Genomic DNA, 23,538 nt, shown 5'->3' with positions numbered 1-23,538 from the left:
ATTCGTCCTTCGAGGGATACCGAGCATGTCCGCGACTGAAATGACCCCGATCTCACCCGCCCGCACCGGCATGCGCCCGACCCTGTGGACGCGTGGCGACTGGAACGCCCTGTTCGGCTTCGGCACCAATATCCTGGTCAACATGCTGGTGCTGACCGGCCTGCTGCAATTCGTGCTGAAAACGCCGCCCGACATCGTCTTCGGCCGCATCCTGCCGGCGGTGGGGCTGATGATGTTCCTCTCCACCGTCTATTACGCCTGGCTCGGCTACCAGCTGGCGAAGAAGACGGGCCGCGACGATGTCTGCGCCCTGCCCTCGGGCATCTCGGTGCCGCACATGTTCGTCGTCACCTTCGTCATCATGCTGCCGATCGGCGCCGCCACCGGCGACCCGATCCAGGGCTGGGAAGCGGGGCTGGTCTGGGTGTTCTTCCAGAGCTTCATCCTGATGATCGGCGGCTTCGTCGCGCCTTACATCCGCAGGATCACCCCCCGGGCGGCGCTGCTCGGCACGCTGGCGGGCGTGTCCATCGCCTTCATCGCCATGCGCCCGGCCTTCGAGATCTTCGCCACCCCGGTCATCGGCCTCACCTGCTTCGCCATCATCATGGTGAGCTGGTTCGGCGGGGTGAAATACCCGCGCGGCATCCCCGCCGGCCTCATCGCCATCGCGGTCGGCATGGCCATCGCCTGGGGCTCGAACCTGTTCGGGCTGAACTATGGCGGCATGAGCCTCGACAATGTCGGCGCCGCCTTCGCCAATTTCGGCTTCTCGGTGCCGCTGCCGGCCTTCGACCATGTGTTCCATGGCTTCGATTATCTCGGCATCATCCTCGTCACCGCCATTCCCTTCGGCATCTACGATCTGGTCGAGGCGATGGACAATGTGGAGAGCGCCGAGGCGGCGGGCGACCATTACCCCACCACCCGGGTCCTCACCGCCGATGGTGTGGTCAGCCTGATCGGCTGCCTGATGGGCAACCCCTTCATCAACGCCGTCTATATCGGCCACCCCGGCTGGAAATCGATGGGCGGGCGCATCGGCTATTCCGCCGCCACCGGGCTCATGGTCATCATCCTGTCCTGGTTCGGCATCATCGCGCTGCTGCTGGCGCTGATCCCGGTCGTCGCCATCTCGCCGATCCTGCTCTATATCGGCATGCTGATCGGGGCGCAGGCGTTCCAGACCACGCCCTCCAAGCATGCCCCGGCCGTGGTGCTGGCGCTCACCCCGCACCTTGCCGCCTGGGCCAAGCTGCTGATCGACAATTCGCTCGGTGTCGCCGGCACCTCCGCCGCCGCGCTGGGGCTGGAGAAGCTGGGCACGGTCGGCGTGCTCTATCACGGGCTCGAAGTGATGGGCGGCGGCGCGATTCTGGTCGGGCTGGTGCTCGGCGCCATCGGCGTGTTCGTGGTCGAACGGCAATTCGTCAACGCCGCCGCCTTCGCCCTCGCCGGCGCCGTGCTCACCTTTTTCGGCTTCATGCACGGGGAAAGCGTCGGATTTGGCGTGACACCGACGGTAGCATTTGCTTACCTTCTGGTGGCCGGCTTCCTCTTTGCCTGCGCGAAATACGCCGCGCTGGAGGAATCGCCCGCCGCGGCGCGCGCGGACGGGCCGCAGCCGGCACCGGCGGAATGACCTTTTGCTTCGATGCTGGGGGGTATCGAAGCAGCTTGAGACGGCGCGGCACATCCCTCAGGATGGCCGCGCCGCTCTTGTTTCCGGCCCTCAGCCGGGCGGCTCCCACCCTTAATGCCGCCCGCGAGGTTTCACATGTCGTTCCTGCTTTCCTTCGACCCGGCCACGCTTGGCGAACCGGAGGGAACCGCGCCCCTCGCCGAGCGCCTCGTCGCCGGCAATCCCCGCCATCTCACCTGGAACGCCGAGACGCTGCCCGACGGCGCTCTGTTCGCCGGCATCTGGGAATCCTCCCCCGGCGCCTGGCGGGTGGATTATGAGGAGTGGGAGTTCTGCTCCATCCTCGAAGGCGTCTCGATCCTGCACGAGGACGGCGAGGCGCCGGTGACGGTGAAGGCGGGCGACACCTTCGCCCTGCGGCCGGGCTTCAAGGGCGTGTGGGAAGTCGTCGAGACCACCCGCAAGCACTATGTCATCCGCCTCATCTGACAACGGTGCCGGAATCCGGCCGGGTGTGGCCTTGCCGTCATTGACCGCGCGGCGGACGCGACGCATCTTCGCCGCAGATAATGTAGGAGACGTGCGATGCTGGCCGAAATGAAGGGCGCGACAGGGCGGGCGAAGCGGGCCATGGCGCGGGCCGCCACCGGCCTCGCCGCCATCGGCATGCTGGCCGGCTCGCTCGGCAGCGCGCAGGCGGCCAATTTCTTCGAGAAGAACTTCTGGCTGTCGGGGCCCAATTACAGCGGCAACGTGCCGGCCTGCGACACGCCCGGTGCCCTGTCGAAGATCCAGCGGGATTTCGCCACCACCGAATCACGCTTCTGGAACTCGAAGCTCACCATCGACCGCATCGACCATGTCCGCGAGGTCGCCTTCCGGCCCTGGGGCGAGGAAAACATTCCGCGCCGCTATTGCCGCGCCGAGGTCATCGTCTCCGGCATCGAGGGCACGCCCAGCTTCCAGACCGAGGGCGCCTATGGCAGCGGCGCCTATGACAGCAGCCCTTATGGCGGCCACATGACCGGCGCGCCGGTGGGCAAGGCGGTCGGCAAGGCGCCCGGCATCCCGCGCTACCACACCGTCTGGTATTCGATCATCGAGGATGGCGGCTTCCTCGGCGCCTCCTGGGGCGTCGATTTCTGCGTCGAGGGCTTCGACCGTTCCTGGACCTACGCCCCGAATTGCCGCATGGCCCGTCCGTGACTTTGGCGCGGGCGGCGGGGCTGGCCCTTGCCGCGCTGCTGCTCTGGCCGGCACTGGCGCTCGCCCAGCAGAAGGGCGAGCCGGGGCGTTTCGACCATTATGTGCTCGCTCTTTCCTGGTCGCCCTCCTATTGCGAGGCGATGGGTAAACGGGCCGAGCCGGCGCAGTGCGCGGGCGCCCGCCCCTTCGCCTTCGTCGTGCACGGGCTGTGGCCGCAATATCAGCGCGGCTGGCCGGAAAACTGCGTCGCTCCCGCCCCCTTCGTCCCCGAGCCAGTGCTGCGCTCCATGCTCGACATCATGCCGAGCCGCCGGCTGGTGCTGCACCAGTGGCGCAAGCACGGCACCTGCGACGGCGCCGATTCCGCCGCCTATTTCGCCACCGTGCGCCGCGCCTTTGAGCGGGTGACGATCCCGAAGGCGTTTCGCCGGCTCGATGATTATCGCATGGTGTCGCCCGACGAGGTCGAAGCCGCCTTCCTCGCCGCCAATCCGGGGCTGGCGCCTGATGGAATCGCCGTCGCCTGCGATGGCCGCCGGCTCACCGAAATCCGCATCTGCCTCAGTCGCGCGCTCGACTTCACCCCCTGCGAGGAAGTGAACCGCCGCGCCTGCCGGGCAAGCCGCGTGGTAATGCCGCCGCTGCGCGAGAGCGCGGGCGCAGGCGCGAATTAGAGGACCCGATGAACTACCGCCACGCCTTCCATGCCGGCAATTTCGCCGATGTCGTCAAGCATGTCGTGCTGGCGCGCATCCTTGCCTATCTCGGACGCAAGGATGCCGCCTATCGCGTCATCGACACCCATGCCGGCGCCGGGCTTTATGACCTCACGGGCGACGAGGCCCGCCGCACCGGCGAGTGGGAGGGCGGCATCGGCGCCGTGCTGCGCGCCCGCTTCACCCCTGCAGTGGCGGACCTGCTCGCCCCCTGGCTCGACGCCGTGCGGGCGGTGAACCCGCCAGGGGCGGACGATGCGACGCTGGCGGCGGAACTCGCCCGCTATCCCGGCTCGCCGCTTATCGCCCAGGCGCTCATCCGCGCCCAGGACCGCCTGTTGCTGTGCGAGACCGAGCCCGGCGTGCGGGCGGCGCTGGAAGAGTCGATCGGCCGCGATGTCCGCGCCAAGGTGCTGGCGACCGATGGCTGGCAGGCGCTCAACGCCTATGTGCCGCCCAAGGAGCGGCGCGGCGTGGTGCTGGTGGACCCGCCCTTCGAGGAACCGGGCGAGTTCCACCGCCTCGCCCAAGGCCTCGCCGAGGCACATCGGCGCTGGTCGGGGGGGATCTATCTGCTCTGGTACCCGATCAAGGATGTGCGCGCGGTCGATGCCTTCCGGCGCGAGATCGAGCGGGCGGGAATCCCGAAGACGCTGAACATCCAGTTCGACCTGCGCAGCGTGCGGCAGGCGGACACGATGACCGGCTGCGGCCTGATCGTGGTCAACCCGCCCTTCACCCTCGCCGAAGAACTGCGCACCGTGCTCGGCGCCCTCGCCCCGGTGCTCGCCACCGATGGCACCGGGCGCGTGCGCCTCGGCTGGCTGACGCCGGAACGCTGATCGCGCCGCACACTGCCTCCCCTGCCGTCATCAATCGGCATCGGTCTTGCTTCACCCTGCGCGGGCAGAGTTGAGCGGCGGATGGATGCGGCCATCCGAGGTCAGGAGCAGGCGCATGGCGACGATGGGCACCGTCAAATTCTTCAACACGGACAAGGGCTATGGCTTCATCCGGCCGGACGATGGCGGACGCGATGTGTTCGTGCATGTCTCGGCCGTCACCCGGTCCGGGCTGGGCACGCTGATGGAGGGGCAGCGCGTGAGCTTCGAGATCGAGCCGGACAAGCGCGGCAAGGGCCCGAAGGCGATCGACCTGCAGCCGGCCGACTGATAAGCCTGCCGGCCGAAGCTGCGGCTCCGCCGCGGCCGGGCGCAGGCGCCGCCGGGCATCCGGCACGGGGGCGGCTGGCCCCCAACAGGTGTCGAACCCCGATGAAGCTTCGTTCCTCCCCGCTGTCCCCCTTCGGGCGTAAGGTCAAGATCGGCGCCATTCTGTGCGACATCCATCTCGATGTCCTGCCGGCCGACACTACCGACCCCACCGATTCGCTGCGGGAGCAGAACCCCCTCGGCAAGATTCCCGTGCTGCTGCGCGAGGATGGGCCGGCGATCTATGATTCCCGCGTCATCATCGAGTATCTCGACATGACGGCCGGTGGCGGCGTGCTGATCCCGACCGGCGGCGAGGACCGCATCGCGGCCCTGACGATGCTCGCGCTCGGCGACGGCATTGCCGACGCCGCGCTGCTGCAGATGTATGAGAGCCGCTTCCGCGATCCCGAGACCCACAGCGACCGCTGGCTCGACCATCAGGCGGGCAAGGTGGCACGCGGGCTGGCGGCCTTGGAAGCCGCGCCGCCGCAGCCGCTGCCGGTCAGCGGCGCCGCCCATGTCGGCGAGATCGCGGTGGCCTGCGCGCTCGGCTATCTCGATTTGCGCTTTGCCGGCGCCTGGCGCCCCGGCCACCCGGCGCTGGTCGCCTGGCTTGATGCCTTTTGCGAGCGTGTGCCTGCTTTCGAGGCAACCACCCCGCAGGTCTGACCCGCGTCAGGTTCTCCACTAACGCAAAAAGGCCCCGGATCGTCGATCCGGGGCCTTTGTCGTCGAGGGACTGTCAGGCCCGCGTCAGAACTTGTAGTTCACGCCAGCGCGGACAATGTTGGCCGTCAGGCCGGTCTTGTAGCCGATGCTGTCGTAATAGTCCTCGCCGAGATCCATGTAGAGATACTCGCCCTTGATGGTCCAGTTGTTGGTGAGGGCGTATTCCACGCCGCCGCCGACCGTCCAGCCCACCTGGGTCTTGTCCGAGGACAGACCGAACACGTTGTCGTTGACCTCGGTGTGGCCCCAGGCGAGACCGCCGGTCACGTAGGGCAGCACATTGCCGAAGGCATAGCCGAGGCGGGCGCGGACCGTGCCGAAATAGTCCATCTTGGACTCATAACCGGCATAGGTGTCCTTGATGTCCGAGCCCTGGAAGTCGGCTTCGGCGCCCAGCACGATGTTGTTGTCGAACTGGTAGTTGACGCCGATCTGGCCGCCGCCGAGGAAGCCCGACGGGTCGAGATTGACAACGCCCGCGCCGCCCTCGCCCTGGCCCCAGGCATAGCCGGCATTGGCGCCGATATAGAAGCCGGTCCAGGTGAACACCGGCTCGACATACATCGGCGCGGCCTTGGTCGGGTAGGACTGCTGCTGCGGCAGGTCGGCCGCGAAGGCGGGGGCAGCGGCGAGAAGGGCGACCGCGGCGACGCCCGAGCAGAGGATGTTCTTCATAGGTACTCTCCGAAACAACCTGGAGCCGGGGGGCGTGGCGCCAGGAAAGGCTTGCGAAACCGTTGAGGCTGCGTCTCGGAGTGTGAATTAGAAGCCCAGATGGGCAGGCCAAGGGCTGGATTGGGGCAGCCCCGCCGCATTTGCCGCCCACTTAGAGCGCCCGGCAGGCGTCAACAACCCGCAAATCGTTCTGCCGCAAGGGCTCTGACAGCTAAAGGCTCATTCACAGAACCGCGAGCGGCGCAACAATTTCGCCATTATCGCCGTCGGATGATCGGCGGGTGTGTTTTCGATGTCACAAATCCGAGGAGCGGATCGCCCGCAGGCAGGGGGTGGCGCGCCTGTTTTGGCGCAACGCCACCCCGCACACCGATCAGAATCGGTAGTTCACGCCCGCGCGCAGCACATTGGCGCTCATGCCGACATCGCGCGGGCCGAAATAGCTCGCATAGGTCTCCTCGCCGAGGTCGACATAGAGATACTCGCCCTTGACGCTCCAATTGCCGCCAATCGCGTATTCGGCGCCGGCGCCGATCGTCCAGCCGAAATGGTTGCGGTCATTGGATAGGCCCAGCAGCTCATAGCTGCCGCCGCCATAGGCGAAACCGCCGGTGCCATAGACCAGGAACTGGTCGAAGGCGTAGCCGATGCGCGCCCGCACCGTGCCGAAATAGTCGAGGGTGAAGACCGAACTCGACAAATCGGCATACTGGATGTCTGTTTCGACGCCGAGCACCAGCGGGCCGCTGCCCTGCCAGTTATAGCCGGCCTGCAGGCCGCCGAGGAAACCGTCAATATCCGGCGAGGCGTCCGCCGTGCCCCAGCCATAGCCGGCATTGGCGCCAAGATAGAAGCCGTTCCAGGTGAAGACCGGCGCCGGATCATAGGCGACCCCCGCCGGCGCCGGGTAGGACATATCCGCCGCAGCGGCGGGAACGGCCATTAGGGCCATAAGCCCGAGACCGGCGCGGATGCTGTTGTTCATGATCGTCTCCTGGATCTTGGTTCAGCCTGCCAGCCGGCGAACAATCCTCGCCGCCGCTGAGATAAGTCCGACGATTCCACAAAGGTGCGGCCGAAATAGTGACGCCAACCAAAAGGCTATATCATACTTAATGAAACGTATACTTCATGTATACTTGAATACCGATTGTAGATCCGGAACTGCCAGCCGAACGCAGGCGGCGCAGCACGCGCAATTGCCTGGCTGCCCATAGGTCGGTAAGAGGCGACCGTACCTACCCACACGAAATTACCCGATCAAGGCCGGTCATCGTCATCCGCGCACCGTCGCACGGCGTATTGTCTTCTGGGGGCGGCGAGCCGTCCCTTGCCCGCCGCCCTCCAACGCAGCGCCTGAAACCTGATGACCCTTCCCCCCTCGTCGCCCACCCCCGCCACGTTCCACGCCCGCCCCGTCGCCCTCGTCACCGGCGGCGCGGTGCGGATCGGCCGCGCCATCAGCCTGCGCCTTGCCCGTGAGGGCTACGACATCGCCCTGCATGTGCGCCGGCCCGGCCCTGCGGCGGAGGAGACCGCCGCGGCGATCCGGGGCGCGGGAGGACGCGCGGCGATCATCGTCGCCGAGCTCGCCGAGGCCGGGGCGGTGGACGGCGTCGTTCCTGCCGCGGCGGCGGCGCTGGGGCCGCTCACCCTGCTGGTCAACAACGCCTCGGAATTCCATCCCGACAGCGTCGAGGCGCTCGACCTCGGCCTGTGGGAGCGGCACATGGCGGTCAATCTGCGGGCGCCGGTGCAACTCGCCCGCGCCTTCGCCGCCCAGCTGCCCGATGGCGCGCCGGGGGCGATCGTCAACCTCATCGACCAGCGCGTGCTGAAGCCGACCCCGGCCTATTTCTCCTACAGCGTGAGCAAGGAAGCGCTGTGGTCGGCCACACGGATGCTGGCGCAGGCGCTGGCGCCGCGGGTGCGGGTCAATGGCGTCGGCCCGGGCCCGACGCTGGCCAATGGACGGCAGGATGGCGACGCCTTCGCCCGCCAGTCCGCCTCGGTTCTGCTCGGGCGCGGCCCGAGCCCGGAGGAGATCGCCGACGCTGTTGCCTATCTCGCCCGCGCCTCCAGCGTCACCGGGCAGATTATCGCGGTCGATGGCGGCCAGCACCTCGCCTGGCGCACGCCGGACGTGGAAGACGACTGATCAACAGGGCCGGCGCTCAGTGCTTGCGGGCGTCGCTCAGGGTGAACCAGCCGATGCTGGTCATCACAAGTACCGCGCCGGCAAGCTCGGCCGGGGTGGCGCTCTCGCCGAGAAACAGCACGGCCAGCACCATGGTAGCGACCGGGCTCACCGTGCTGATCATCGAATTGGCCTGCGCCGAAATGCGCTTGAGCGCCGCGTTCATCAGAAAGGTCGGCAGCACGGTGGCGCCGATCGCCACGCTGACCGCCAGCATCAGCCCATGCGGCGACACCATCAGCGCCTCGACCGGCCGCATCACCGCGAACTGGCCGATCGCCATGATCGAGGCCGAGATCATGGCGATGCAGGTGAACAGCGCCGAACCGACCCGCTGCAGCAGCGAGCGGGCGCACAGCTGGTAGAGCGCGAAGGAAATCGCTGCCAGCGTCACCAGCACCGAACCCTTCACCACGTCCGAACCCATGACGCTGACATTCTGCAGGAAAATCAGCGCCAGCCCGCCATAGGCGACCGCGAAGGCCAGCATCGCCCTCGGCCGGATCGGCTGGGCGAACAGCAGCGCGCCGAACAACGCGACATAGATCGGATAGGTGAAGAGGATCAGCCGGCTGAACGAGGCGGAGGTGTATTGCAGCCCGGCGAAATCGAGATAGCTGGCCAGCCAGTAGCCGAGCGCCCCCACCAGCATGGACTGCACCACCAGCTTGCCGGTGGGCAAAGGCTCGCCCATGCCGCGCAGCCGGAACAGCGCGAAGGCGCCGACCGCGAGATAGAACGGCAGCGAGAACGCCATGCGCAGCGCCAGCAGCGTTTCGGCGTCGATGCCCTCGGCATAGGCGAGCTTGATGATGATGCCCTTGGACGCGAACAGCGTCGCCCCGGCGGCGCCGAAGGCGTAGCCGGCCACGGGAAAGGGCGGATGGGAGATGGCATCGCCGGAACGGGACATGGTCCGCTCCCTTAGACCCTTTTCCCGCCGCTGACACCGGCCGCCCGCGCATGGCCGCCAGCGGCCCGATGCATTTTCGTAGCCCTGTGCCATGGCGGGAACAGGCGCGGGGAAGATGCGCCGCCCCCTGTTCGCGATGGCCGCAAATACGTATCTAGGGGGCATGACCGCCCGACCGACCCGCGACATGCCCGACCTCGACGCCGACGATGCCGACATCGCCGAGCTGGACCAGGACGAGGCCCTCATTGCCGACCTTGCCGAGGAGGCCGAGCCCGCGCCGGGTTCCGTCGCCATGGGCCGCGCCGCGATTGCGCGCGCCCTCAAGCACGCGCCGAACGGGCCGGGCGTCTACCGCATGATCGGTGCGGACGGCGCGGTGCTCTATGTCGGCAAGGCCAAGAGCATCAAGCGCCGCATCGTCGCCTATACCCGCCCCACAGGGCTGACCGCCCGCATCATGCGGATGGTGGCGGCCACCATGGAGATGGAATTCGTCTCCACCGGCACCGAGACCGAGGCGCTGCTGCTGGAGGCCAACTTCATCAAGCAGCTGCGCCCGCGCTTCAACGTGCTGCTGCGCGACGACAAGTCGTTTCCCTATATCCTCATCACCAAGGATCATGTGTCGCCGCAGATCACCAAGCATCGCGGCGCCCGCAACCGGCCGGGCGATTATTACGGCCCCTTCGCCTCGGTCTGGGCGGTGAACCGCACCATCAACGCGCTGCAGAAGGCGTTCCTGGTGCGCTCCTGCTCCGACAGCTTCTACGAGGCCCGCACCCGCCCCTGCCTGCTGTTCCAGATCAAGCGCTGCGCCGGCCCCTGCACCGGCGAGGTCAGCCACACCGACTACGCCGAGTATGTGATGGAGGCGCGCGACTTCCTCTCCGGCCGCAGCAAGGCGGTGAAGGAACAGCTGGCGCGCGAGATGGAAATCGCCTCGCACGAGCTGGAATTCGAGCGCGCGGCCGCCCTGCGCGACCGCCTCGCCGCGCTGTCCGCCGTGCAGGGCACCCAGGGCATCAACCCGCGCTCGGTCGAGGAGGCGGACGTCTTCGCCATCCACCAGGAGGGCGGGGCGACCTGCGTGCAGGTCTTCTTCTTCCGCACCGGCCAGAACTGGGGCAACCATGCGCTCTATCCCCGCGCCGACCGGACGCTGGAGATCGGCGAGGTGCTGGAATCGTTCTTGGCCCAGTTCTACGAGGACAAGCCCTGCCCGCGCCTCGTGCTGCTCAGCCACGACATCGCCGAGCGCGAGCTGCTGGAGGAAGCGCTGTCCACCCGCGCCGGCCATCGGGTCGAGGTCGCGGCCCCCAAGCGCGGCGAGAAGCGCGAGCTGGTCGAGCACGCGCTGCAGAACGCCCGCGAGGCGCTGGGCCGCAAGCTGGCCGAGAGCGCCAGCCAGGCCCGGCTGCTGGAGGAACTCGCCCGCGCCTTCGCCCTCAAGGCGCCGCCCCGGCGCATCGAGGTCTATGACAACAGCCACATCATGGGCAGCAATGCGGTGGGCGGCATGATCGTCGCCGGGCCGGAGGGCTTCGCCAAGAGCCAGTACCGCAAGTTCAACATCCGCTCGACCGAACTCACCCCCGGCGACGATTACGGCATGATGCGCGAGGTGCTGACCCGCCGCTTCGCCCGCCTGCTGAAGGAGAATCCGCGGGCGGGCGCGTCGCCTCTCCCCGAGGGAGAAGAGGTGCCCCCGCCCCCACCGGGAGAGGTCGAGGAAGCCTCCGCCGCCTCGTCGGCCTGGCCGGACCTGCTGCTGATCGATGGCGGCCCCGGCCAGCTGAAGGCGGCGCGCGAAACCCTGGCCGGGCTCGGCGTCACCGATGTGCCGATGGTCGGCGTCGCCAAGGGCCCGGACCGCGACGCCGGCCGCGAGACCTTCTATGCCGATGGCCGCGAGCCGTTCCGGCTGGAGCCGCGCGACCCGGTGCTGTATTTCGTGCAGCGCCTGCGTGACGAGGCGCACCGCTTCGCCATCGGCTCGCACCGTGCCCGCCGCAAGAAGGACATCACCCAGGCCGGCCTGCAGGAAATTCCCGGCATCGGCCCCACTCGTAAACGGGCGCTGCTGCACCATTTTGGGACTCTGAAGGCGATCGAACGCGCCTCGCTCGCCGATCTTGAAGGCGTGCCGGGGGTGAACGCGGCGATGGCGCGGGCGGTTTATGACTTCTTTCACGCGAAAGCGACATGAACAGTCCGTCCGGCCATCGCCGTCATGCGATGGCCACAGCCCTGCCGCATCGTGAAAGCGCCACGGCAGGCGAAGCAATGGCCGCGACGCAATTGACGTAGCCGGCTCGCGTGTTTACCTGCCTGTGAGGGAGCCGGCGCACTATGGTCGATGTTGCATCAAACCCGCAGACGGTACGGGAGCCGGCCAAGGTGAAACGCGGTCACGCCTTTTCTTTGCCCAATCTCCTCACCTATGGCCGCTGCGTGGCGGTGCCACTGGTGGCGGCGTGCCTGTTCTGGTCCGACATATTGGAAGGCGGCGTCTGGCTGCGCTGGGTGGCGGTGGTCATCTATGTCGTCGCCGCCGTCACCGATTTCTTCGACGGCTACCTCGCCCGAGCCTGGCAGCAGCAATCGGCCATCGGCCGCATGCTGGACCCCATCGCCGACAAGCTGCTGGTTTCCGCCTCGCTGCTGATGCTGGCATCGGATGGCACCATTCGCGGCTGGTCGCTCTGGGCGGCGGTGGTGATCCTGTGCCGCGAGATTCTCGTCTCCGGCCTGCGCGAGTTTCTCGCCGAATTGCGGGTCAGCGTCCCCGTCACCCGTCTCGCCAAATGGAAGACCACTGCCCAGCTGGTCGCCGTCGGCGTGCTCCTGGCCGGGCCGGCGGCGGATCTTCTGGTGCCCGGCATCACGCTGTTCGGCATCGGCCTGTTGTGGATCGCGGCGCTGCTGACGCTCTATACCGGCTGGGACTATTTCCGCGCCGGCGCCCGCCATCTGATCGGGGATGACGCGTGAAGGTGCTGTATTTCGCCTGGGTGCGCGAGCGCATTGGCCTTGAGGCGGAGGAGATCGACCTGCCGCAGGGCGTCGCCACCGTCGCCGAGCTTGCCGCCTTTCTCGGCGCGCGCGGCGAGGGCTATGCCCATGCCTTCGAGAATCCGCGTATCGTGCGGGCGGCGCTCGACCGGCGGCACGCCAAGCCGGACACGCCGCTCGGCGGCGCGCGCGAGATTGCCTTCTTCCCGCCCATGACGGGCGGCTGAACCGGGAGGGCGGAGATGTTCACCGTCCGCATACAGGCGCAGGATTTCGACGCCGCCGCCGAGGCCGCCGCCCTGGCGCGCGGGCGCACCGATATCGGCGCGCTCGTCACCTTCGCCGGCCTGTGCCGCGCCCAGGACGCCCCCGGCGGCGCGCCGCTCATCGCCCTGACGCTGGAGCATTATCCCGGCATGGCGGAAGAGGAGATCGGCCGGCTGATCGAGCAGGCCCGCGCCCGCTGGCCGCTCATCGGTGCCACGGTCATCCACCGCTATGGCCGCATGGTGCCGGGCGACAACATCGTGCTCGTCGTCACCGCCTCCGCCCACCGCGCCGCCGCCTTCGAGGCGGCCGAATTCCTTATGGACTGGCTGAAGACCAGCGCGCCGTTCTGGAAGATGGAGGAGCGCGACGAGGGCTCGTCCTGGGTCGCCGCCAAGGACGAAGACGACGACGCGGCGGAACGCTGGAACTGAATAAGTCTATTTCCCAAGCCCACCGAAGATCAACAATCAGCGGCTTTTCTTCGCAAATCGTCGAACTGCGTTCTGAAACTCAGGTCGGCCCGATATCCAAGCTAGAACACGCTTTTCTGATATCAGACCATCAGGAGCGATAATATCGAGAAGCCAACTCGGCGGCCATGGATATTCATGTCCGTCACGAACTGCCGTCCCATAGCGCACAACGTAAGCCTCATACGATCTCCGGCGCTTAGGGGTATCGGCGAATGACAGCGACGGCAAATCCGTTTTGACAACGGGATCGATCCTGGCCTGACCAGATCGCATTCGACTGTCCCGCAGGCGTAAAAGCTCACTCTCATGATTGATCTTGGTCACTATAGCCTCGTGAGCTTAGATCATCAGAATGACTGTGTTCGATATATTATTAGCGACGGGATATAGCATCTCAACAAAAAAGGCCGCCCTAAAGCGGCCCTTTAGATTTTAAATTTGGAACCTTACGCCGCCGCCTTCTTCGGCTGCACTTCGGACATGTAGTCCTCCAGCAGCGTCTTGGTGACCGGGCCGGGCTGGAAGTGCTGGCCGGCGATCTCGGCGACCGGCGTCACCTCGGCGGCGGTGCCGGTGATGAAGCACTCGTCGAAGCTCGGCAGTTCCTCCGGCATGATCGCCCGCTCCATCACCTCGATGCCGCGCCGCTTGGCGAGCGCGATCACCGTCTGGCGGGTGATGCCATTGAGGAAGGCGTCGGCTTCAGGCGTGTGGATCACGCCGTCCTTGGCGAAGAACACATTGGCGCCGGTGCATTCGGCGACACGGCCGCGCCAGTCCAGCATCAGCGCGTCGGCGAAGCCCTCGCGCTCGGCGGCGTGCTTGGAGATGGTGCAGATCATGTAGAGCCCGGCCGCCTTCGAGGTCGAGGGCGCGGTCATCGGGTCGGGACGGCGGTACTTCGCCATGCCGATGCGGATGCCCTTCAGCCGCTGGGCGGGATCGAAATAGCTCGGCCATTCCCACGCCGCGATCGCGAGGTGGATCTGGTTGTGCTGGGCCGAGACGCCCATCATGTCCGAGCCGCGCCAGGCGACGGGACGCAGATAGGCGTCGTTCAGCTTCTGCCGCACCAGCAGCTCGCGGCAGGCGGCGTTGATCTCGTCCGTGCCATAGGGGATCTCGAAGTCGAGCAGTTCGGCGCTGTGCTTCAGCCGCGCGGTGTGCTCGTCCAGCTTGAAGATCTCGCCGCCATAGGCGCGCTCGCCCTCGAAGACGCAGCTGCCATAGTGCAGCCCGTGGGTCAGTACATGGACCTGCGCGTCCTGCCAGGGCACGAAGGCGCCGTCATACCAGATCCAGCCGCTGCGTTTGTCGAAAGGTTCGCTCGCCATGGTAAGTCTCCCAACCGGGGCGCCAGCGCGCCATGGGAGGCGCCGGAGCCCTTCTGTTCCTTCGGCATGGTGGCTACGGCCTGTCAGGCGAGAGCGCAACGCTTTGCCTCGCGGCCGAAGTCCCGTTATCGTCGCGGCTCGGTAGAGCGAGCGCGACTCTATCCTGTTCCGAGCCGGATCGGGCGGCTAGCCGAACGATCCTTTCGTTGAACGGGACATCTGGGTAACGATCATAACGAAAAAAGTCAACATGGCTGACATAAATGTCTCGCTGACAGCGCGCACCGGCAAGAGCGAGCCGGGGGCCTCCCCGCGCCTGTCCCCCGCCCCCGAAGGCGAACCGATGCTCGACCTGATCGAGCTTCTGTTCTTCGCCTATCGCAATTTCGTCAGCGATCCCGACGAGATCCTGCACGGCTTCGGCTTCGGCCGGGCGCATCACCGGGTGCTGCATTTCGTCAATCGCCATCCCGGCATGCGCGTCACCGACCTGTTGGACATTCTGCGCATCACCAAGCAGAGCCTGGGCCGGGTGCTGCGGGAACTGGTGGACCAGGGCTTCATCGACAGCCGCGCCGGCGCCTCCGACCGCCGCCAGCGCCTGCTCTACCTCACCCCGAAGGGCGAGGCGCTGACCCAGGAATTCGTCGCCATCCAGTCGCGCCGCCTGCGCCGCGCGCTGGAGGAGAGCGGCGGCGAGTCGCGCGATCTCGTGCGCCGCTTTCTTGTCGCCATGATCGACCCGGAAGATCGCAGCGCGACCGAGAAGCTGATCGCCCGCGCCGACCAGGCCGTGGAGGCGCGCAGCGCCACCCGCAGCCGGCCGGCCGGCTGACGGAGGACCTCCATGCTCGACGCCCGCCACAGCCCGGTCGCGGCGGCAAGGGAAGCCCGCACCATGCCTGCCGACGACGCCTTCCACCTGCTCATCGTCGACGATGACCGGCGCATCCGCGACCTGCTCTCGCGCTTTCTCAGCGAGCACGGCTACCGCGTCACCACGGCGGAATCGGGCGCCGATGCCCGCGCCCGCCTCGCCGGCCTGACCTTCGACCTGCTGATCCTCGACGTGATGATGCCGGGCGAAACCGGCTTCGACCTCGCTCGGGGTGTGCGGGAAACCTCTTCCGTGCCGATCCTCATGCTCACCGCCCGCTCCGAGCCGGGCGACCGCATCGAGGGGCTGGAGATCGGCGCCGACGACTACCTCGCCAAGCCGTTCGAGCCGCGCGAATTGCTGCTGCGGATCGGCAACATCATCAAGCGCTCGGCCACCCCGCCGGCGCAGGCGATCGAGACGGTGCGCTTCGGCCCGTTCAGCTTCCATCTGGCGCGCGGCGAACTCACCCGCGAGGGCGAGATGGTGCGTCTCACCGACCGCGAGCGCGACATGCTGCGGGTGCTGGGCGAGGCGCCGGGCCAGACCGTGCCGCGCCAGGACCTCGTCGCCCCCGGCGTCGCCGCCGGCGACCGCGCGGTGGACGTGCAGGTGAACCGGTTGCGCCGCAAGATCGAGCGCGACCCGGCCAATCCCGCCTATGTGCAGACGGTGCGCGGCGTCGGCTACCGGCTGGTCGTCGCTCCTTGAGCGCGCTCGACACCAGCGTCGTCGGCGCCGCCCGCGCCCGCCTTCGCCTGACCCAGCGCCGCATGCGCGAGAACAATGCCCGCTTCGGCGCGTGGTTCAACCGCATCATGCCGAAGGGGCTGTTCGCCCGGTCGCTGATCATCATCGTCACTCCGGTGGTGATCCTGCAATCGGTGCTCGCCTTCGTCTTCATGGAGCGCCACTACAACACGGTGACGCGCCGGCTCTCGGCCGCGGTGTCGCAGGACATCACCGCCGTCACCCAGCTCGCCGTCGCCTTTCCCACCGTGGAGGACCAGGAGCGGATCAAGCGCATCGCCCAGATCACCATGGGCCTGACGGTGGATTTCCTGCCCGGCGAGCGCCTGCCCCCGCCCGGCCCCAAGCCGTTCTTCTCCACCCTCGATTCCGCCTTCACCGGCGAACTGGCCAAGCGGCTGCACCGGCCGTTCTGGACCGACACGGTGGGCAATTCGAACCTGATCGAGGTGCGGGTGCAGATGGACGACATGGTGCTGCGGGTGTTCGCCCGCCGCAGCCAGGCCTATCTCTCCAACTCGCACATCTTCCTTCTTTGGATGGTGGGCACCGCGCTGGTGCTGATGGCGGTCGCCATCCTGTTCCTGCGCAACCAGATCAAGCCGATCGAGGCGCTGGCCGATGCCGCCATCGCCTTCGGCAAGGGGCGCGACGTCGCCGGCTTCCGTCCGCGCGGCGCGCGCGAGGTGCGCGGCGCGGCGCTGGCCTTCCTGGAGATGAAGCGGCGCATCGAGCGGCAGATCGAGCAGCGCACCACCATGCTCGCCGGCGTCAGCCACGACATGCGGACCATCCTCACCCGCTTCAAGCTGGAACTGGCGCTGCTGGGCGACAGTGCCGACACCGAGGCGCTGCGCAAGGATGTCGACGATCTCCAGAGCATGCTGGAAGCCTATCTCGCCTTCGCCCGCGAGGATGTCGCCGAGGCGCCGGCGATGGCCGACATGGCGCGGCTGATCGAGGAGGCGCGGGTCAATGCCGAGCGCCAGGGCGCCAAGGTCAGCGCCAGCTACAGCGGCGACCCGATGGTGATGGTGCGGGTCGATGCCTTTCGCCGCTGCCTCGCCAATCTGGTCGGCAATGCCGGCCGGCACGCCTCCCGCATCGAGATATCGGGCACGCGCGACGAGCGCTGGCTCACCATCGCGGTCGATGATGACGGGCCCGGCATCGCGCCCGAGCTGCGCGAGGATGTCTTTCGCCCGTTTTTCCGGCTGGACGAGGCGCGCAACCAGGATGCCGGCGGCTCCGGCCTCGGCCTCACCATCGCCCGCGACGCCGCCCGTGCCCATGGCGGCGACGTCATCCTCGGCGAAAGCGCGCTGGGCGGCCTGCGCGCGGCGATCCGGATTCCGGTCTGAACGATGCGGACCTAGAACAGCCGCGCGCCGTTCGGGACTTCCCGGTCGGGCTTGAACAGCACCACGGCGCCATCCTCGTCGGGGAAGCCGAGCGTCAGCACCTCGGACATGATCGGACCGATCTGGCGCGGCGGAAAGTTCACCACCGCCGCCACCTGCCGGCCGATCAGGTCCTCGGCGGCGTAATGCACGGTGATCTGCGCCGAGGATTTCTTGCAGCCGATATGCGGGCCGAAATCGATCACCAGCTTGAGCGCCGGCTTGCGCGCCTCGGGGAAGGGCTCGGCCTGGATGATGGTGCCGACGCGGATGTCCACCTTCAGGAAATCGGCGAAGGTGATCTGTTCGAGCGGGGCAAGACTCACGGCGAACTCCTCATGGTGGCTCCTCGGGGCTGGACATGACGGAGGGTGCATAGCCCGTCCTCGGACCGGGCTACTGAAGGCGAGGCCCGGCCTGTGTCAAGCGGCCGCCGGGGCCTCCGGCGCCGGTCCCGCTTCCGGTTCGGTAACGGGCGGCTTGCCGCCACGCCCGCGTCGTCCGGTGGCCAGGCACACCGCGCCCTCGATCAGGCCGAGCGCCCGCTCGCCGCGCGCCAGCTCGCGGTCCAGCGCCGCCATGGTGCGGGCCAGCGCCGGGTCGTCATCGGTGAGGAAGGTCTGCATCACCCGGGCGAACACCAGCGCCAGCCCCTGCGCCCGCACCGCGCCCTTGAGGCCGGCAGTGTCGATCCTCGCCGCCGCCAGCATCCATTGCTGCGAGCGAACGGAGAGCTTGTTCAGCGCCAGCCCGAAGAACGGGTTGCGGCGGGCCGAATCCATCAGCGAGCGCAGCGCCGCCTTATGCGGCGCCAGCACGTCGAGCCGGCGCATCAGCACGTCGAACACCCGGTCGCGGGCCGGCTCGTCCGCCATGTCGTCGCTGGCGGGGGCGAGCACCTTGGCATCGACCTCGCGCATGAAGCCGGCCAGCATGTCGAAGGTGGAGCCGAAGCAGGCGCGCAGTTCGGCGAGGGGAATCTTCGCCTCGTCCGCCACCGCGCCGAGGCTGATGCGCTCGAACGGCATCCGCGCCAGCAGCCGCATGAAGCTGTCGAGGGCGAGGGCGCGCGTCTCGCTCGGTTTGTCGGCGGTCGCTTTCGTTCCCGGGGAGCGTGCCATGAAGACCTCCTGTCCTGAACGTTGCCTCACCTCTATGTAAGGCGTGCCCTGGCCAAGGAGAAGACCCCGGCGCGCCCTCACACGCACTGTTGCCGCACGAAAGCGGGAACGTCAGCCAGCGAGTTCGCGCGAACGCCGTGCCGCCGCCGCCACCGCCTCCGCCAGCAGCGGGCCGAAGCCCTTCTCCTGGTCCATCAGCACGGCAAGCGCCGCCGCCGTGGTGCCGTTGGGCGAGGTGACGTTGCGCCGCAGCTGCGCCGGGTCGATGCCGGTACGCACCATCAGTTCGCCCGCCCCCGCCACGGTCGCCCGCGCCAGCCGGTCGGCCATGTCCGCCGGCAGCCCGGCCTCGACGCCCGCCGCCGCCAGCGCCTCGGCCAGCAGGAACACATAGGCCGGCCCGGAGCCGGAAACGGCGGTGGCGACGTCGATCAGCGCCTCGTCCGCCACCCATTCGACCCCGCCTGTGGCGCGCAGCAGCGCGTCGGCAATGTTCATCTGGTCCGGCGTGACGGCCCCATTCGGCACCGCCACCGTCACGCCGCGGCCGATCGCCGCCGGCGTGTTGGGAATGGAGCGCACCACGGCGGCGCCCGCCGGAAAGAACGATTCGAGGAAGCCGAGCGTGCGCCCCGCCATGACCGAGACGATCAACGTGCCGGCATCGGCCAGCGGCGCCACCCGGGCAAGAACGTCCGGGGCGACCTGCGGCTTCACCGCCAGCAGCATCACCGCGGGCGGGCCGCCATTGAGCGGGTTCAGCGCCACGCCGCGCGCCTCGATGAGGGCGGCGATTTCCGGCGGCGGGCCGGGATCGATCACCGCCGCCAGCGCCGGATCGAGCCCGAGATCGAGCCAGCCTTCCAGCATGGCGCCGCCCATCTTGCCGGCGCCGACAAGCAGCACCCGGCCGGGAATGTCGGAAAGTGTGGCCATGATCGAACTCCCCTGCCCGCGCGACACCGCGCGCCGTCACAGGGCCTTAGTGCCGCTCGCACGCGTCTTTGGCAATGGCACGGCGAGAAGCGTACGCCGGCGACGCGCTCAGGCCTCGCCGACGGTCTCGAACAGGGTGGCGTCCATCGCCTCGCGGGCGGTCTTGCCGGCCCAGACGACGAACTGGAAGGCGGGGAAATAGCGCTCCACCGCCTCGATGGCGCACTCCATCAGCACCTCGCACTGGCGGTCGGTGGCTTCCGCCCCGGCCAGCAGGAGCGCGTGGCGGAACATGATGACGCCCTCCTTCGACCACAGGTCGAAATGGCCCACCCACATCTGTTCATTGATGAGCGAGAGCAGGCGCAGCACTTCGGTCTTGCGCTTCTCCGGCACCTTCAGGTCGAAGGCGCAGGCGATGTGCAGCGCCTCGACCTCGTCCATCCACTGGAACGAGACATGGCAGTCCGTCCAGCGCCCTTCCAGAGAGATGGTGATCTCGTCCTCGGCCGAGCGCTCGAACGCCCATTCGTTGAGCGCGGCCATGCGCTCGACCAGGTCGAGTGGGTTCAGACTGGTGTCGGTCTCGAAGTCACTAGTATAGGTCATGCTCGACCTCGCGAGGGTGGACGCGGAGGGGGTCGAACGCACGCAACGCGACGGTTCCCGACAAGCCGTTCAAGAATAAAACGAATCGCCGTCGTCCCAACTATATCGCGCTGAATCCGTACCTCGCTACGACCGTTGTACCATGGTCCGTAGAAAAACGGACCATGGCGAAAATTGGCACAATTGACTTGTCGGGGGATTCGCCCCGGCGCGGCAAGCACCAAGGCGAAACGTCCACAAGCGTTGCGCGCGAAAGCTTGTGCGAAAAAGACTCAGCCGAGCGAATCGGGCGGATCGATCGTCGCCTCAAGCGCGGCGAGACGGGCGCTAAGGCGCTCGTTTTCCTCGCGGGCGGCGGCGGCAAGTTCCTTCACCGTCTCGAATTCCTCGCGGGTGACGACGTCGAGTTCGCGAAGAATGCGCTCGGCCTGGGCGCGCATCACGCCTTCCGCCTCGCGGCGCACGCCGGTGGCGACGCCGGCCGCGTCGTTCATCAGCTTGGCAAAATCGTCGAAGATTCGGCCGGTGGTCTGGGTCATGGTCATCTCCCGGGTGAGGCCGGTACTATGCCGTGCCTTTGCAGAAACAATGGGGCGCGGGGGCGGTGATCGCAAGGGCAACCGGCCCGGACGTCCCCGCCGCCGGCATAAGGCGCCTTGATCCCGTCACGCAACGGGGGCAAAGCGGAACGGTCGCTCGTCGCCTGCACCGCACCCGCGTCCGCCCGCCTTCCGCCGAGATATTGGATGCTCATGCTCGCCCCGCCGCTCTTCGCCCTGCCCTTCCCGAACATCGACCCGGTGCTGATCGAGCTCGGCCCCTTCGCCATACGCTGGTACGCGCTCGCCTATATCGGCGGGCTGCTGTTCGGCTGGTGGATGGCCAAGCGGCTCTGTTCGAGCCCGGCGCTGTGGGGCGGCCACGCCCCGATCAAGCCGGAGGAGTTCGACGACGCGGTGGTGTGGATCGCGGTCGGCGTCATCCTCGGCGGGCGCATCGGCTATGTGCTGTTCTACAACCTGCCCTTCTATGCCGCGAACCCGTGGGAGGCCTTCACCCTCTGGCATGGCGGCATGGCCTTCCATGGCGGCTTCCTCGGCTCCATCCTCGCCATGTACCTGTTCTGCCGGCGGCGAAGCCTACCCTTCGTCTCGATGCTCGACATCGCCGCCAGCGTGGTGCCGGTCGGCCTGTTCCTCGGCCGGCTGGCCAATTTCGTGAACGGCGAATTGTGGGGCCGCCCGACGGACGTGGCGTGGGCCTTCGTCTTCCCCCATGGCGGGCCGGAGCCGCGCCATCCCAGCCAGCTCTATGAGGCCGGGCTGGAAGGGCTGGCGATCTTCATCCTACTGCAGATCGCCATCCGGGCCGGGGCGCTGGCCCGGCCGGGCACGGTCGCGGGGATGTTCGTGTTCCTCTATGGCTGCGCCCGCATCTTCGTCGAGTTCTTCCGCGAGCCGGACCCGCAGATCGGCTATCTCCTCGGCGGCTGGCTGACCATGGGCATGCTGCTCTCGCTGCCGATGCTGGCGCTGGGAAGCTGGCTGGTCTGGCGCGCCCGCCGCCGCCCGGCGCTGAGCGCGAGCGCCCCATGACCCCGCTGGCGGAACATCTCAGCCGGCAGATCGCCCTCACCGGGCCGATCACCGTCGCCGACTATATGGAGCAGTGCCTGTTCCACCCCACGCTCGGCTACTACACCACGCGCGAGCCCTTCGGCACATCAGGCGACTTCATCACCGCGCCGGAAATCAGCCAGATGTTCGGCGAACTGCTCGGCCTGTGGGCGGCGGAAACCTGGCTGCGGCTCGGCTCGCCCGCGCCCTTCGTCCTTGCCGAGCTCGGCCCCGGGCGCGGCACGATGATGGCCGACATGCTGCGCGCCACCGCCCGCGTGCCCGGCTTCCTCGAAGCGGCCCGCGTGGTGCTGGTGGAAGCCTCGCCGCGCCTGCGGCAGATCCAGGCGCAGACCCTTGGCAGCCACCCCGTCGAATGGGTCGGCAGCCTTGACGAGCTCCCGCCCGGCCCTCTGGTCCTGCTTGCCAACGAATTCATCGACGCGCTGCCGATCCGCCAGTTCGTCCGCACGCCGGACGGCCTCGCCGAGCGCATGGTCGGCCTCGACCCGGAGGGCAAGCTCGCTTTCGGCCTGCGCCCCGGCGCCCGGCTCGATCCCCGTGGCGAGGCCCGCCTCGCCGCCGCCCCGCTCGGCGCGGTGCTGGAAATCTGCCCGCTCGGCCTGTCCGTCGCCGCCAAACTCGGCGCCCGGCTCGCCACCACCGGCGGCGCGGCCTTGCTGGTCGATTACGGCCATGCCGGCGGTTTCGGCGACACGCTGCAGGCGCTCTACCGGCACGCCTTTGACGATGTGCTGGCCCATCCCGGGCACGCCGATCTCACCGCCCATGTCGATTTTGACGCCCTCGCCCGCGCCGCATCGACGGCCGGCGCGCGTGTCTTCGGACCCGTCGGCCAGGGCGAGCTGCTGCAGCGGCTTGGTCTGGATGATCGCGCCTTCCGGCTGAAGCGCGCCGCCAGCGAGGCCGACCGGGAGATGGTGGAGGCGGCGCGTCTGCGCCTCGCCGGGTCGGACGAAGGCCAGATGGGCACGCTCTTCAAGGCGCTGGCGCTGGTGCATCCCGCGCTCGATATGGTGGCCGGATTCGCCCCCGGCGAGGCATTCAAGGACATCCCCGCATGAAGGTCGAATCCGCCGCCTTGAGCGCCCTGCCGGGCATCCGCCACGCCTTCTTCACCCGCGAGGGCGGGGTGTCGCAGGGGCTCTATGCCGGGCTGAATGGCGGCACCGGCTCGCGCGACGAGCCCGCCCATGTCGCGGAAAACCGCGCCCGCATGGAGGCGGCGCTCGCCGTGCCGTCCGGGCATCTGCTCACCGCCTGGCAGGTGCATTCGCCCGATTGCGTCATCGTCGACCGGCCGTGGGACGAACGGCCGAAGGCGGATGCGGTGGCCACCGCCACGGCAGGCATCGCCGCCGCCGTCACCATCGCCGATTGCGGCCCGGTGCTGTTCGCCGACCCGATCGCCCGCGTCGTCGGTGCCGCCCATGCCGGCTGGAAGGGTGCGGTCGGCGGCGTGCTCGACGCCACGCTCGCCCGCATGGAAGAGCTTGGCGCCCGGCGGGAGAACATCGTCGCCGCCATCGGCCCGCTGATCCGGCAGCCGAGCTATGAGGTCGGGCCGGATTTCATCGAGACGCTCACCGGCCTCGATGACGCGAATGCGCGCTTCCTCATTCCCTCGGCCCGGCCGGGCCATGCGCTGTTCGACCTGCCCGGCTACATCGCCGCCCGGCTCACGGCGCTTGGCGTCGGCACCATCGACGATCTCGGCCTCGACACCTATGCCGACGAGGCGCGCTTCTTTTCCTATCGCCGCGCCACCCATCGCAATGAGCCCGATTACGGCCGGCTGATCGCCGCCATCACCCTGGTGTGAGC

Annotated in this window: 27 protein-coding genes; 18 read left to right on the top strand and 9 right to left on the bottom strand. The window is 68.0% G+C overall.

The genetic code is table 11. The features are described 5' to 3' along the window. Positions 1–25: 25 nt before the first annotated feature. The 7 genes from BLO63_RS01210 to BLO63_RS01180 all read left to right on the top strand — a co-directional run bounded on the left by BLO63_RS01210 (position 26) and on the right by BLO63_RS01180 (position 5,447). Positions 26–1,642: a regulator gene (locus BLO63_RS01210; protein WP_091436052.1), complete on the top strand. Its 1,617-nt coding sequence runs from the start codon at positions 26–28 to the stop codon at positions 1,640–1,642. Between the two features lie 135 nt (positions 1,643–1,777). Beyond that, entirely contained in the window at positions 1,778–2,131 is a 354-nt protein-coding gene (locus BLO63_RS01205) for a cupin domain-containing protein (RefSeq protein ID WP_091436051.1), read from the top strand. A gap of 96 nt (positions 2,132–2,227) precedes the next feature. Continuing rightward, the gene (locus BLO63_RS01200) at positions 2,228–2,848 is read left to right on the top strand and encodes a hypothetical protein (RefSeq protein WP_091436049.1); all 621 of its coding nucleotides are present in this window, start codon (positions 2,228–2,230) and stop codon (positions 2,846–2,848) included. Then, on the top strand, positions 2,845–3,522 hold the full coding sequence (locus BLO63_RS01195; RefSeq protein WP_091437225.1) for a ribonuclease T2 family protein: 678 nt from the start codon (positions 2,845–2,847) through the stop codon (positions 3,520–3,522). The genes BLO63_RS01200 and BLO63_RS01195 overlap by 4 nt, the downstream gene beginning before the upstream one ends. Positions 3,523–3,530: 8 nt before the next feature. After that, positions 3,531–4,406 (top strand): 23S rRNA (adenine(2030)-N(6))-methyltransferase RlmJ, encoded by an 876-nt coding sequence (locus tag BLO63_RS01190; protein ID WP_091436048.1) that lies wholly within the window; start codon positions 3,531–3,533, stop codon positions 4,404–4,406. 115 nt (positions 4,407–4,521) lie between these two features. Then, positions 4,522–4,737, top strand: a complete 216-nt coding sequence (locus BLO63_RS01185) for a cold-shock protein (protein ID WP_091436046.1) — start codon at positions 4,522–4,524, stop codon at positions 4,735–4,737. 101 nt (positions 4,738–4,838) lie between these two features. After that, positions 4,839–5,447, top strand: coding sequence for a glutathione S-transferase family protein (locus BLO63_RS01180; RefSeq protein ID WP_091436044.1), 609 nt, complete (start codon positions 4,839–4,841; stop codon positions 5,445–5,447). Between the two features lie 84 nt (positions 5,448–5,531). On the opposite strand, the gene BLO63_RS01175 is transcribed toward BLO63_RS01180, so the two are convergent. Together BLO63_RS01175 and BLO63_RS01170 are read right to left on the bottom strand one after the other, a co-directional pair. Beyond that, positions 5,532–6,182, bottom strand: coding sequence for an outer membrane protein (locus tag BLO63_RS01175; RefSeq protein WP_091436042.1), 651 nt, complete (start codon positions 6,180–6,182; stop codon positions 5,532–5,534). Between the two features lie 373 nt (positions 6,183–6,555). Further along, positions 6,556–7,167: an outer membrane protein gene (locus BLO63_RS01170; protein ID WP_244517544.1), complete on the bottom strand. Its 612-nt coding sequence runs from the start codon at positions 7,165–7,167 to the stop codon at positions 6,556–6,558. 381 nt (positions 7,168–7,548) lie between these two features. Between BLO63_RS01170 and BLO63_RS01165 the strand changes: the two genes are divergently transcribed. Then, entirely contained in the window at positions 7,549–8,340 is a 792-nt protein-coding gene (locus tag BLO63_RS01165; protein WP_091436040.1) for an SDR family oxidoreductase, read from the top strand. A gap of 16 nt (positions 8,341–8,356) precedes the next feature. Here the strand turns inward: BLO63_RS01165 and BLO63_RS01160 are convergent, their stop codons facing one another. Next, a complete protein-coding gene (locus tag BLO63_RS01160; protein WP_091436038.1) occupies positions 8,357–9,292 on the bottom strand; it encodes a DMT family transporter in 936 nt (311 codons plus the stop codon). A gap of 163 nt (positions 9,293–9,455) precedes the next feature. Between BLO63_RS01160 and uvrC the strand changes: the two genes are divergently transcribed. The 4 genes from uvrC (at position 9,456) to BLO63_RS01140 (ending at position 13,008) form a co-directional block, all read left to right on the top strand. Beyond that, positions 9,456–11,501, top strand: coding sequence for an excinuclease ABC subunit UvrC (gene uvrC / locus BLO63_RS01155; protein WP_091437221.1), 2,046 nt, complete (start codon positions 9,456–9,458; stop codon positions 11,499–11,501). A 143-nt stretch (positions 11,502–11,644) separates the two neighbouring features. Continuing rightward, positions 11,645–12,286 (top strand): CDP-diacylglycerol--glycerol-3-phosphate 3-phosphatidyltransferase, encoded by a 642-nt coding sequence (gene pgsA, locus BLO63_RS01150; RefSeq protein WP_425284311.1) that lies wholly within the window; start codon positions 11,645–11,647, stop codon positions 12,284–12,286. Beyond that, on the top strand, positions 12,283–12,534 hold the full coding sequence (gene moaD / locus BLO63_RS01145) for a molybdopterin converting factor subunit 1 (RefSeq protein WP_091436035.1): 252 nt from the start codon (positions 12,283–12,285) through the stop codon (positions 12,532–12,534). The genes pgsA and moaD overlap by 4 nt, the downstream gene beginning before the upstream one ends. A gap of 15 nt (positions 12,535–12,549) precedes the next feature. Continuing rightward, on the top strand, positions 12,550–13,008 hold the full coding sequence (locus BLO63_RS01140) for a molybdenum cofactor biosynthesis protein MoaE (protein ID WP_091436034.1): 459 nt from the start codon (positions 12,550–12,552) through the stop codon (positions 13,006–13,008). 488 nt (positions 13,009–13,496) lie between these two features. On the opposite strand, the gene BLO63_RS01135 is transcribed toward BLO63_RS01140, so the two are convergent. Further along, positions 13,497–14,384 carry a branched-chain amino acid aminotransferase gene (locus BLO63_RS01135; protein ID WP_091436032.1) on the bottom strand — a complete coding sequence of 296 codons (888 nt, stop codon included), beginning with the start codon at positions 14,382–14,384 and terminating at the stop codon, positions 13,497–13,499. Positions 14,385–14,634: 250 nt separating this feature from the next. Between BLO63_RS01135 and BLO63_RS01130 the strand changes: the two genes are divergently transcribed. From BLO63_RS01130 to BLO63_RS01120, 3 genes are read left to right on the top strand one after another with little or no spacing between them, the layout of a single operon-like run. After that, positions 14,635–15,219 (top strand): MarR family winged helix-turn-helix transcriptional regulator, encoded by a 585-nt coding sequence (locus BLO63_RS01130; protein ID WP_091436030.1) that lies wholly within the window; start codon positions 14,635–14,637, stop codon positions 15,217–15,219. Positions 15,220–15,231: 12 nt separating this feature from the next. After that, the gene (locus BLO63_RS01125; protein WP_091436028.1) at positions 15,232–15,972 is read left to right on the top strand and encodes a response regulator; all 741 of its coding nucleotides are present in this window, start codon (positions 15,232–15,234) and stop codon (positions 15,970–15,972) included. Continuing rightward, on the top strand, positions 15,969–17,372 hold the full coding sequence (locus BLO63_RS01120) for an ATP-binding protein (RefSeq protein ID WP_091436027.1): 1,404 nt from the start codon (positions 15,969–15,971) through the stop codon (positions 17,370–17,372). Before BLO63_RS01125 ends, BLO63_RS01120 begins: the two co-directional genes overlap by 4 nt. An 11-nt stretch (positions 17,373–17,383) precedes the next feature. On the opposite strand, the gene BLO63_RS01115 is transcribed toward BLO63_RS01120, so the two are convergent. The 5 genes from BLO63_RS01115 to BLO63_RS01095 all read right to left on the bottom strand — a co-directional run bounded on the left by BLO63_RS01115 (position 17,384) and on the right by BLO63_RS01095 (position 20,616). Next, on the bottom strand, positions 17,384–17,737 hold the full coding sequence (locus BLO63_RS01115; protein WP_244517543.1) for a tRNA-binding protein: 354 nt from the start codon (positions 17,735–17,737) through the stop codon (positions 17,384–17,386). A gap of 96 nt (positions 17,738–17,833) precedes the next feature. Next, positions 17,834–18,532 carry a TetR family transcriptional regulator gene (locus tag BLO63_RS01110; RefSeq protein WP_091436023.1) on the bottom strand — a complete coding sequence of 233 codons (699 nt, stop codon included), beginning with the start codon at positions 18,530–18,532 and terminating at the stop codon, positions 17,834–17,836. 111 nt (positions 18,533–18,643) lie between these two features. Continuing rightward, the gene (gene proC / locus BLO63_RS01105; protein ID WP_091436021.1) at positions 18,644–19,468 is read right to left on the bottom strand and encodes a pyrroline-5-carboxylate reductase; all 825 of its coding nucleotides are present in this window, start codon (positions 19,466–19,468) and stop codon (positions 18,644–18,646) included. Positions 19,469–19,576: 108 nt separating this feature from the next. Then, on the bottom strand, positions 19,577–20,077 hold the full coding sequence (locus tag BLO63_RS01100; RefSeq protein WP_091436020.1) for a type III secretion system chaperone family protein: 501 nt from the start codon (positions 20,075–20,077) through the stop codon (positions 19,577–19,579). A 272-nt stretch (positions 20,078–20,349) separates the two neighbouring features. Then, on the bottom strand, positions 20,350–20,616 hold the full coding sequence (locus tag BLO63_RS01095) for an accessory factor UbiK family protein (protein WP_091436018.1): 267 nt from the start codon (positions 20,614–20,616) through the stop codon (positions 20,350–20,352). Positions 20,617–20,823: 207 nt separating this feature from the next. Between BLO63_RS01095 and lgt the strand changes: the two genes are divergently transcribed. Genes lgt through pgeF form a run of 3 tightly spaced genes read left to right on the top strand, consistent with a single transcriptional unit; the run spans position 20,824 to position 23,536 of the window. Further along, the gene (lgt, locus tag BLO63_RS01090; protein WP_091436017.1) at positions 20,824–21,672 is read left to right on the top strand and encodes a prolipoprotein diacylglyceryl transferase; all 849 of its coding nucleotides are present in this window, start codon (positions 20,824–20,826) and stop codon (positions 21,670–21,672) included. Next, positions 21,669–22,778: a class I SAM-dependent methyltransferase gene (locus tag BLO63_RS01085; protein ID WP_091436015.1), complete on the top strand. Its 1,110-nt coding sequence runs from the start codon at positions 21,669–21,671 to the stop codon at positions 22,776–22,778. The genes lgt and BLO63_RS01085 overlap by 4 nt, the downstream gene beginning before the upstream one ends. Next, the gene (pgeF, locus tag BLO63_RS01080; RefSeq protein ID WP_091436013.1) at positions 22,775–23,536 is read left to right on the top strand and encodes a peptidoglycan editing factor PgeF; all 762 of its coding nucleotides are present in this window, start codon (positions 22,775–22,777) and stop codon (positions 23,534–23,536) included. The genes BLO63_RS01085 and pgeF overlap by 4 nt, the downstream gene beginning before the upstream one ends. The last annotated feature ends 2 nt before the right edge of the window (positions 23,537–23,538 follow it).

This window comes from Ancylobacter rudongensis (assembly GCF_900100155.1).
Classification (GTDB): Bacteria; Pseudomonadota; Alphaproteobacteria; order Rhizobiales; family Xanthobacteraceae; genus Ancylobacter; species Ancylobacter rudongensis.
Note: the sequence above shows the minus strand (reverse complement) of the source record. Positions and strands in the feature narration are given on the sequence as shown.

Excerpts from the sequence above, each read along its gene's own strand:
- BLO63_RS01130 (WP_091436030.1), top strand. The coding sequence starts at position 14,635 with ATGGCTGACATAAATGTCTCGCTGACAGCGCGCACCGGCAAGAGCGAG.
- BLO63_RS01160 (WP_091436038.1), bottom strand. The coding sequence starts at position 9,292 with ATGTCCCGTTCCGGCGATGCCATCTCCCATCCGCCCTTTCCCGTGGCC.
- BLO63_RS01210 (WP_091436052.1), top strand. The coding sequence starts at position 26 with ATGTCCGCGACTGAAATGACCCCGATCTCACCCGCCCGCACCGGCATG.
- BLO63_RS01085 (WP_091436015.1), top strand. The coding sequence starts at position 21,669 with ATGACCCCGCTGGCGGAACATCTCAGCCGGCAGATCGCCCTCACCGGG.
- BLO63_RS01135 (WP_091436032.1), bottom strand. The coding sequence starts at position 14,384 with ATGGCGAGCGAACCTTTCGACAAACGCAGCGGCTGGATCTGGTATGAC.
- BLO63_RS01205 (WP_091436051.1), top strand. The coding sequence starts at position 1,778 with ATGTCGTTCCTGCTTTCCTTCGACCCGGCCACGCTTGGCGAACCGGAG.
- BLO63_RS01185 (WP_091436046.1), top strand. The coding sequence starts at position 4,522 with ATGGCGACGATGGGCACCGTCAAATTCTTCAACACGGACAAGGGCTAT.
- BLO63_RS01175 (WP_091436042.1), bottom strand. The coding sequence starts at position 6,182 with ATGAAGAACATCCTCTGCTCGGGCGTCGCCGCGGTCGCCCTTCTCGCC.
- pgsA (WP_425284311.1), top strand. The coding sequence starts at position 11,645 with ATGGTCGATGTTGCATCAAACCCGCAGACGGTACGGGAGCCGGCCAAG.
- BLO63_RS01180 (WP_091436044.1), top strand. The coding sequence starts at position 4,839 with ATGAAGCTTCGTTCCTCCCCGCTGTCCCCCTTCGGGCGTAAGGTCAAG.
- BLO63_RS01095 (WP_091436018.1), bottom strand. The coding sequence starts at position 20,616 with ATGACCCAGACCACCGGCCGAATCTTCGACGATTTTGCCAAGCTGATG.
- BLO63_RS01100 (WP_091436020.1), bottom strand. The coding sequence starts at position 20,077 with ATGACCTATACTAGTGACTTCGAGACCGACACCAGTCTGAACCCACTC.
- BLO63_RS01165 (WP_091436040.1), top strand. The coding sequence starts at position 7,549 with ATGACCCTTCCCCCCTCGTCGCCCACCCCCGCCACGTTCCACGCCCGC.
- BLO63_RS01110 (WP_091436023.1), bottom strand. The coding sequence starts at position 18,532 with ATGGCACGCTCCCCGGGAACGAAAGCGACCGCCGACAAACCGAGCGAG.
- proC (WP_091436021.1), bottom strand. The coding sequence starts at position 19,468 with ATGGCCACACTTTCCGACATTCCCGGCCGGGTGCTGCTTGTCGGCGCC.
- BLO63_RS01140 (WP_091436034.1), top strand. The coding sequence starts at position 12,550 with ATGTTCACCGTCCGCATACAGGCGCAGGATTTCGACGCCGCCGCCGAG.
- BLO63_RS01190 (WP_091436048.1), top strand. The coding sequence starts at position 3,531 with ATGAACTACCGCCACGCCTTCCATGCCGGCAATTTCGCCGATGTCGTC.
- pgeF (WP_091436013.1), top strand. The coding sequence starts at position 22,775 with ATGAAGGTCGAATCCGCCGCCTTGAGCGCCCTGCCGGGCATCCGCCAC.
- BLO63_RS01200 (WP_091436049.1), top strand. The coding sequence starts at position 2,228 with ATGCTGGCCGAAATGAAGGGCGCGACAGGGCGGGCGAAGCGGGCCATG.
- uvrC (WP_091437221.1), top strand. The coding sequence starts at position 9,456 with ATGACCGCCCGACCGACCCGCGACATGCCCGACCTCGACGCCGACGAT.
- BLO63_RS01125 (WP_091436028.1), top strand. The coding sequence starts at position 15,232 with ATGCTCGACGCCCGCCACAGCCCGGTCGCGGCGGCAAGGGAAGCCCGC.
- BLO63_RS01170 (WP_244517544.1), bottom strand. The coding sequence starts at position 7,167 with ATGAACAACAGCATCCGCGCCGGTCTCGGGCTTATGGCCCTAATGGCC.
- lgt (WP_091436017.1), top strand. The coding sequence starts at position 20,824 with ATGCTCATGCTCGCCCCGCCGCTCTTCGCCCTGCCCTTCCCGAACATC.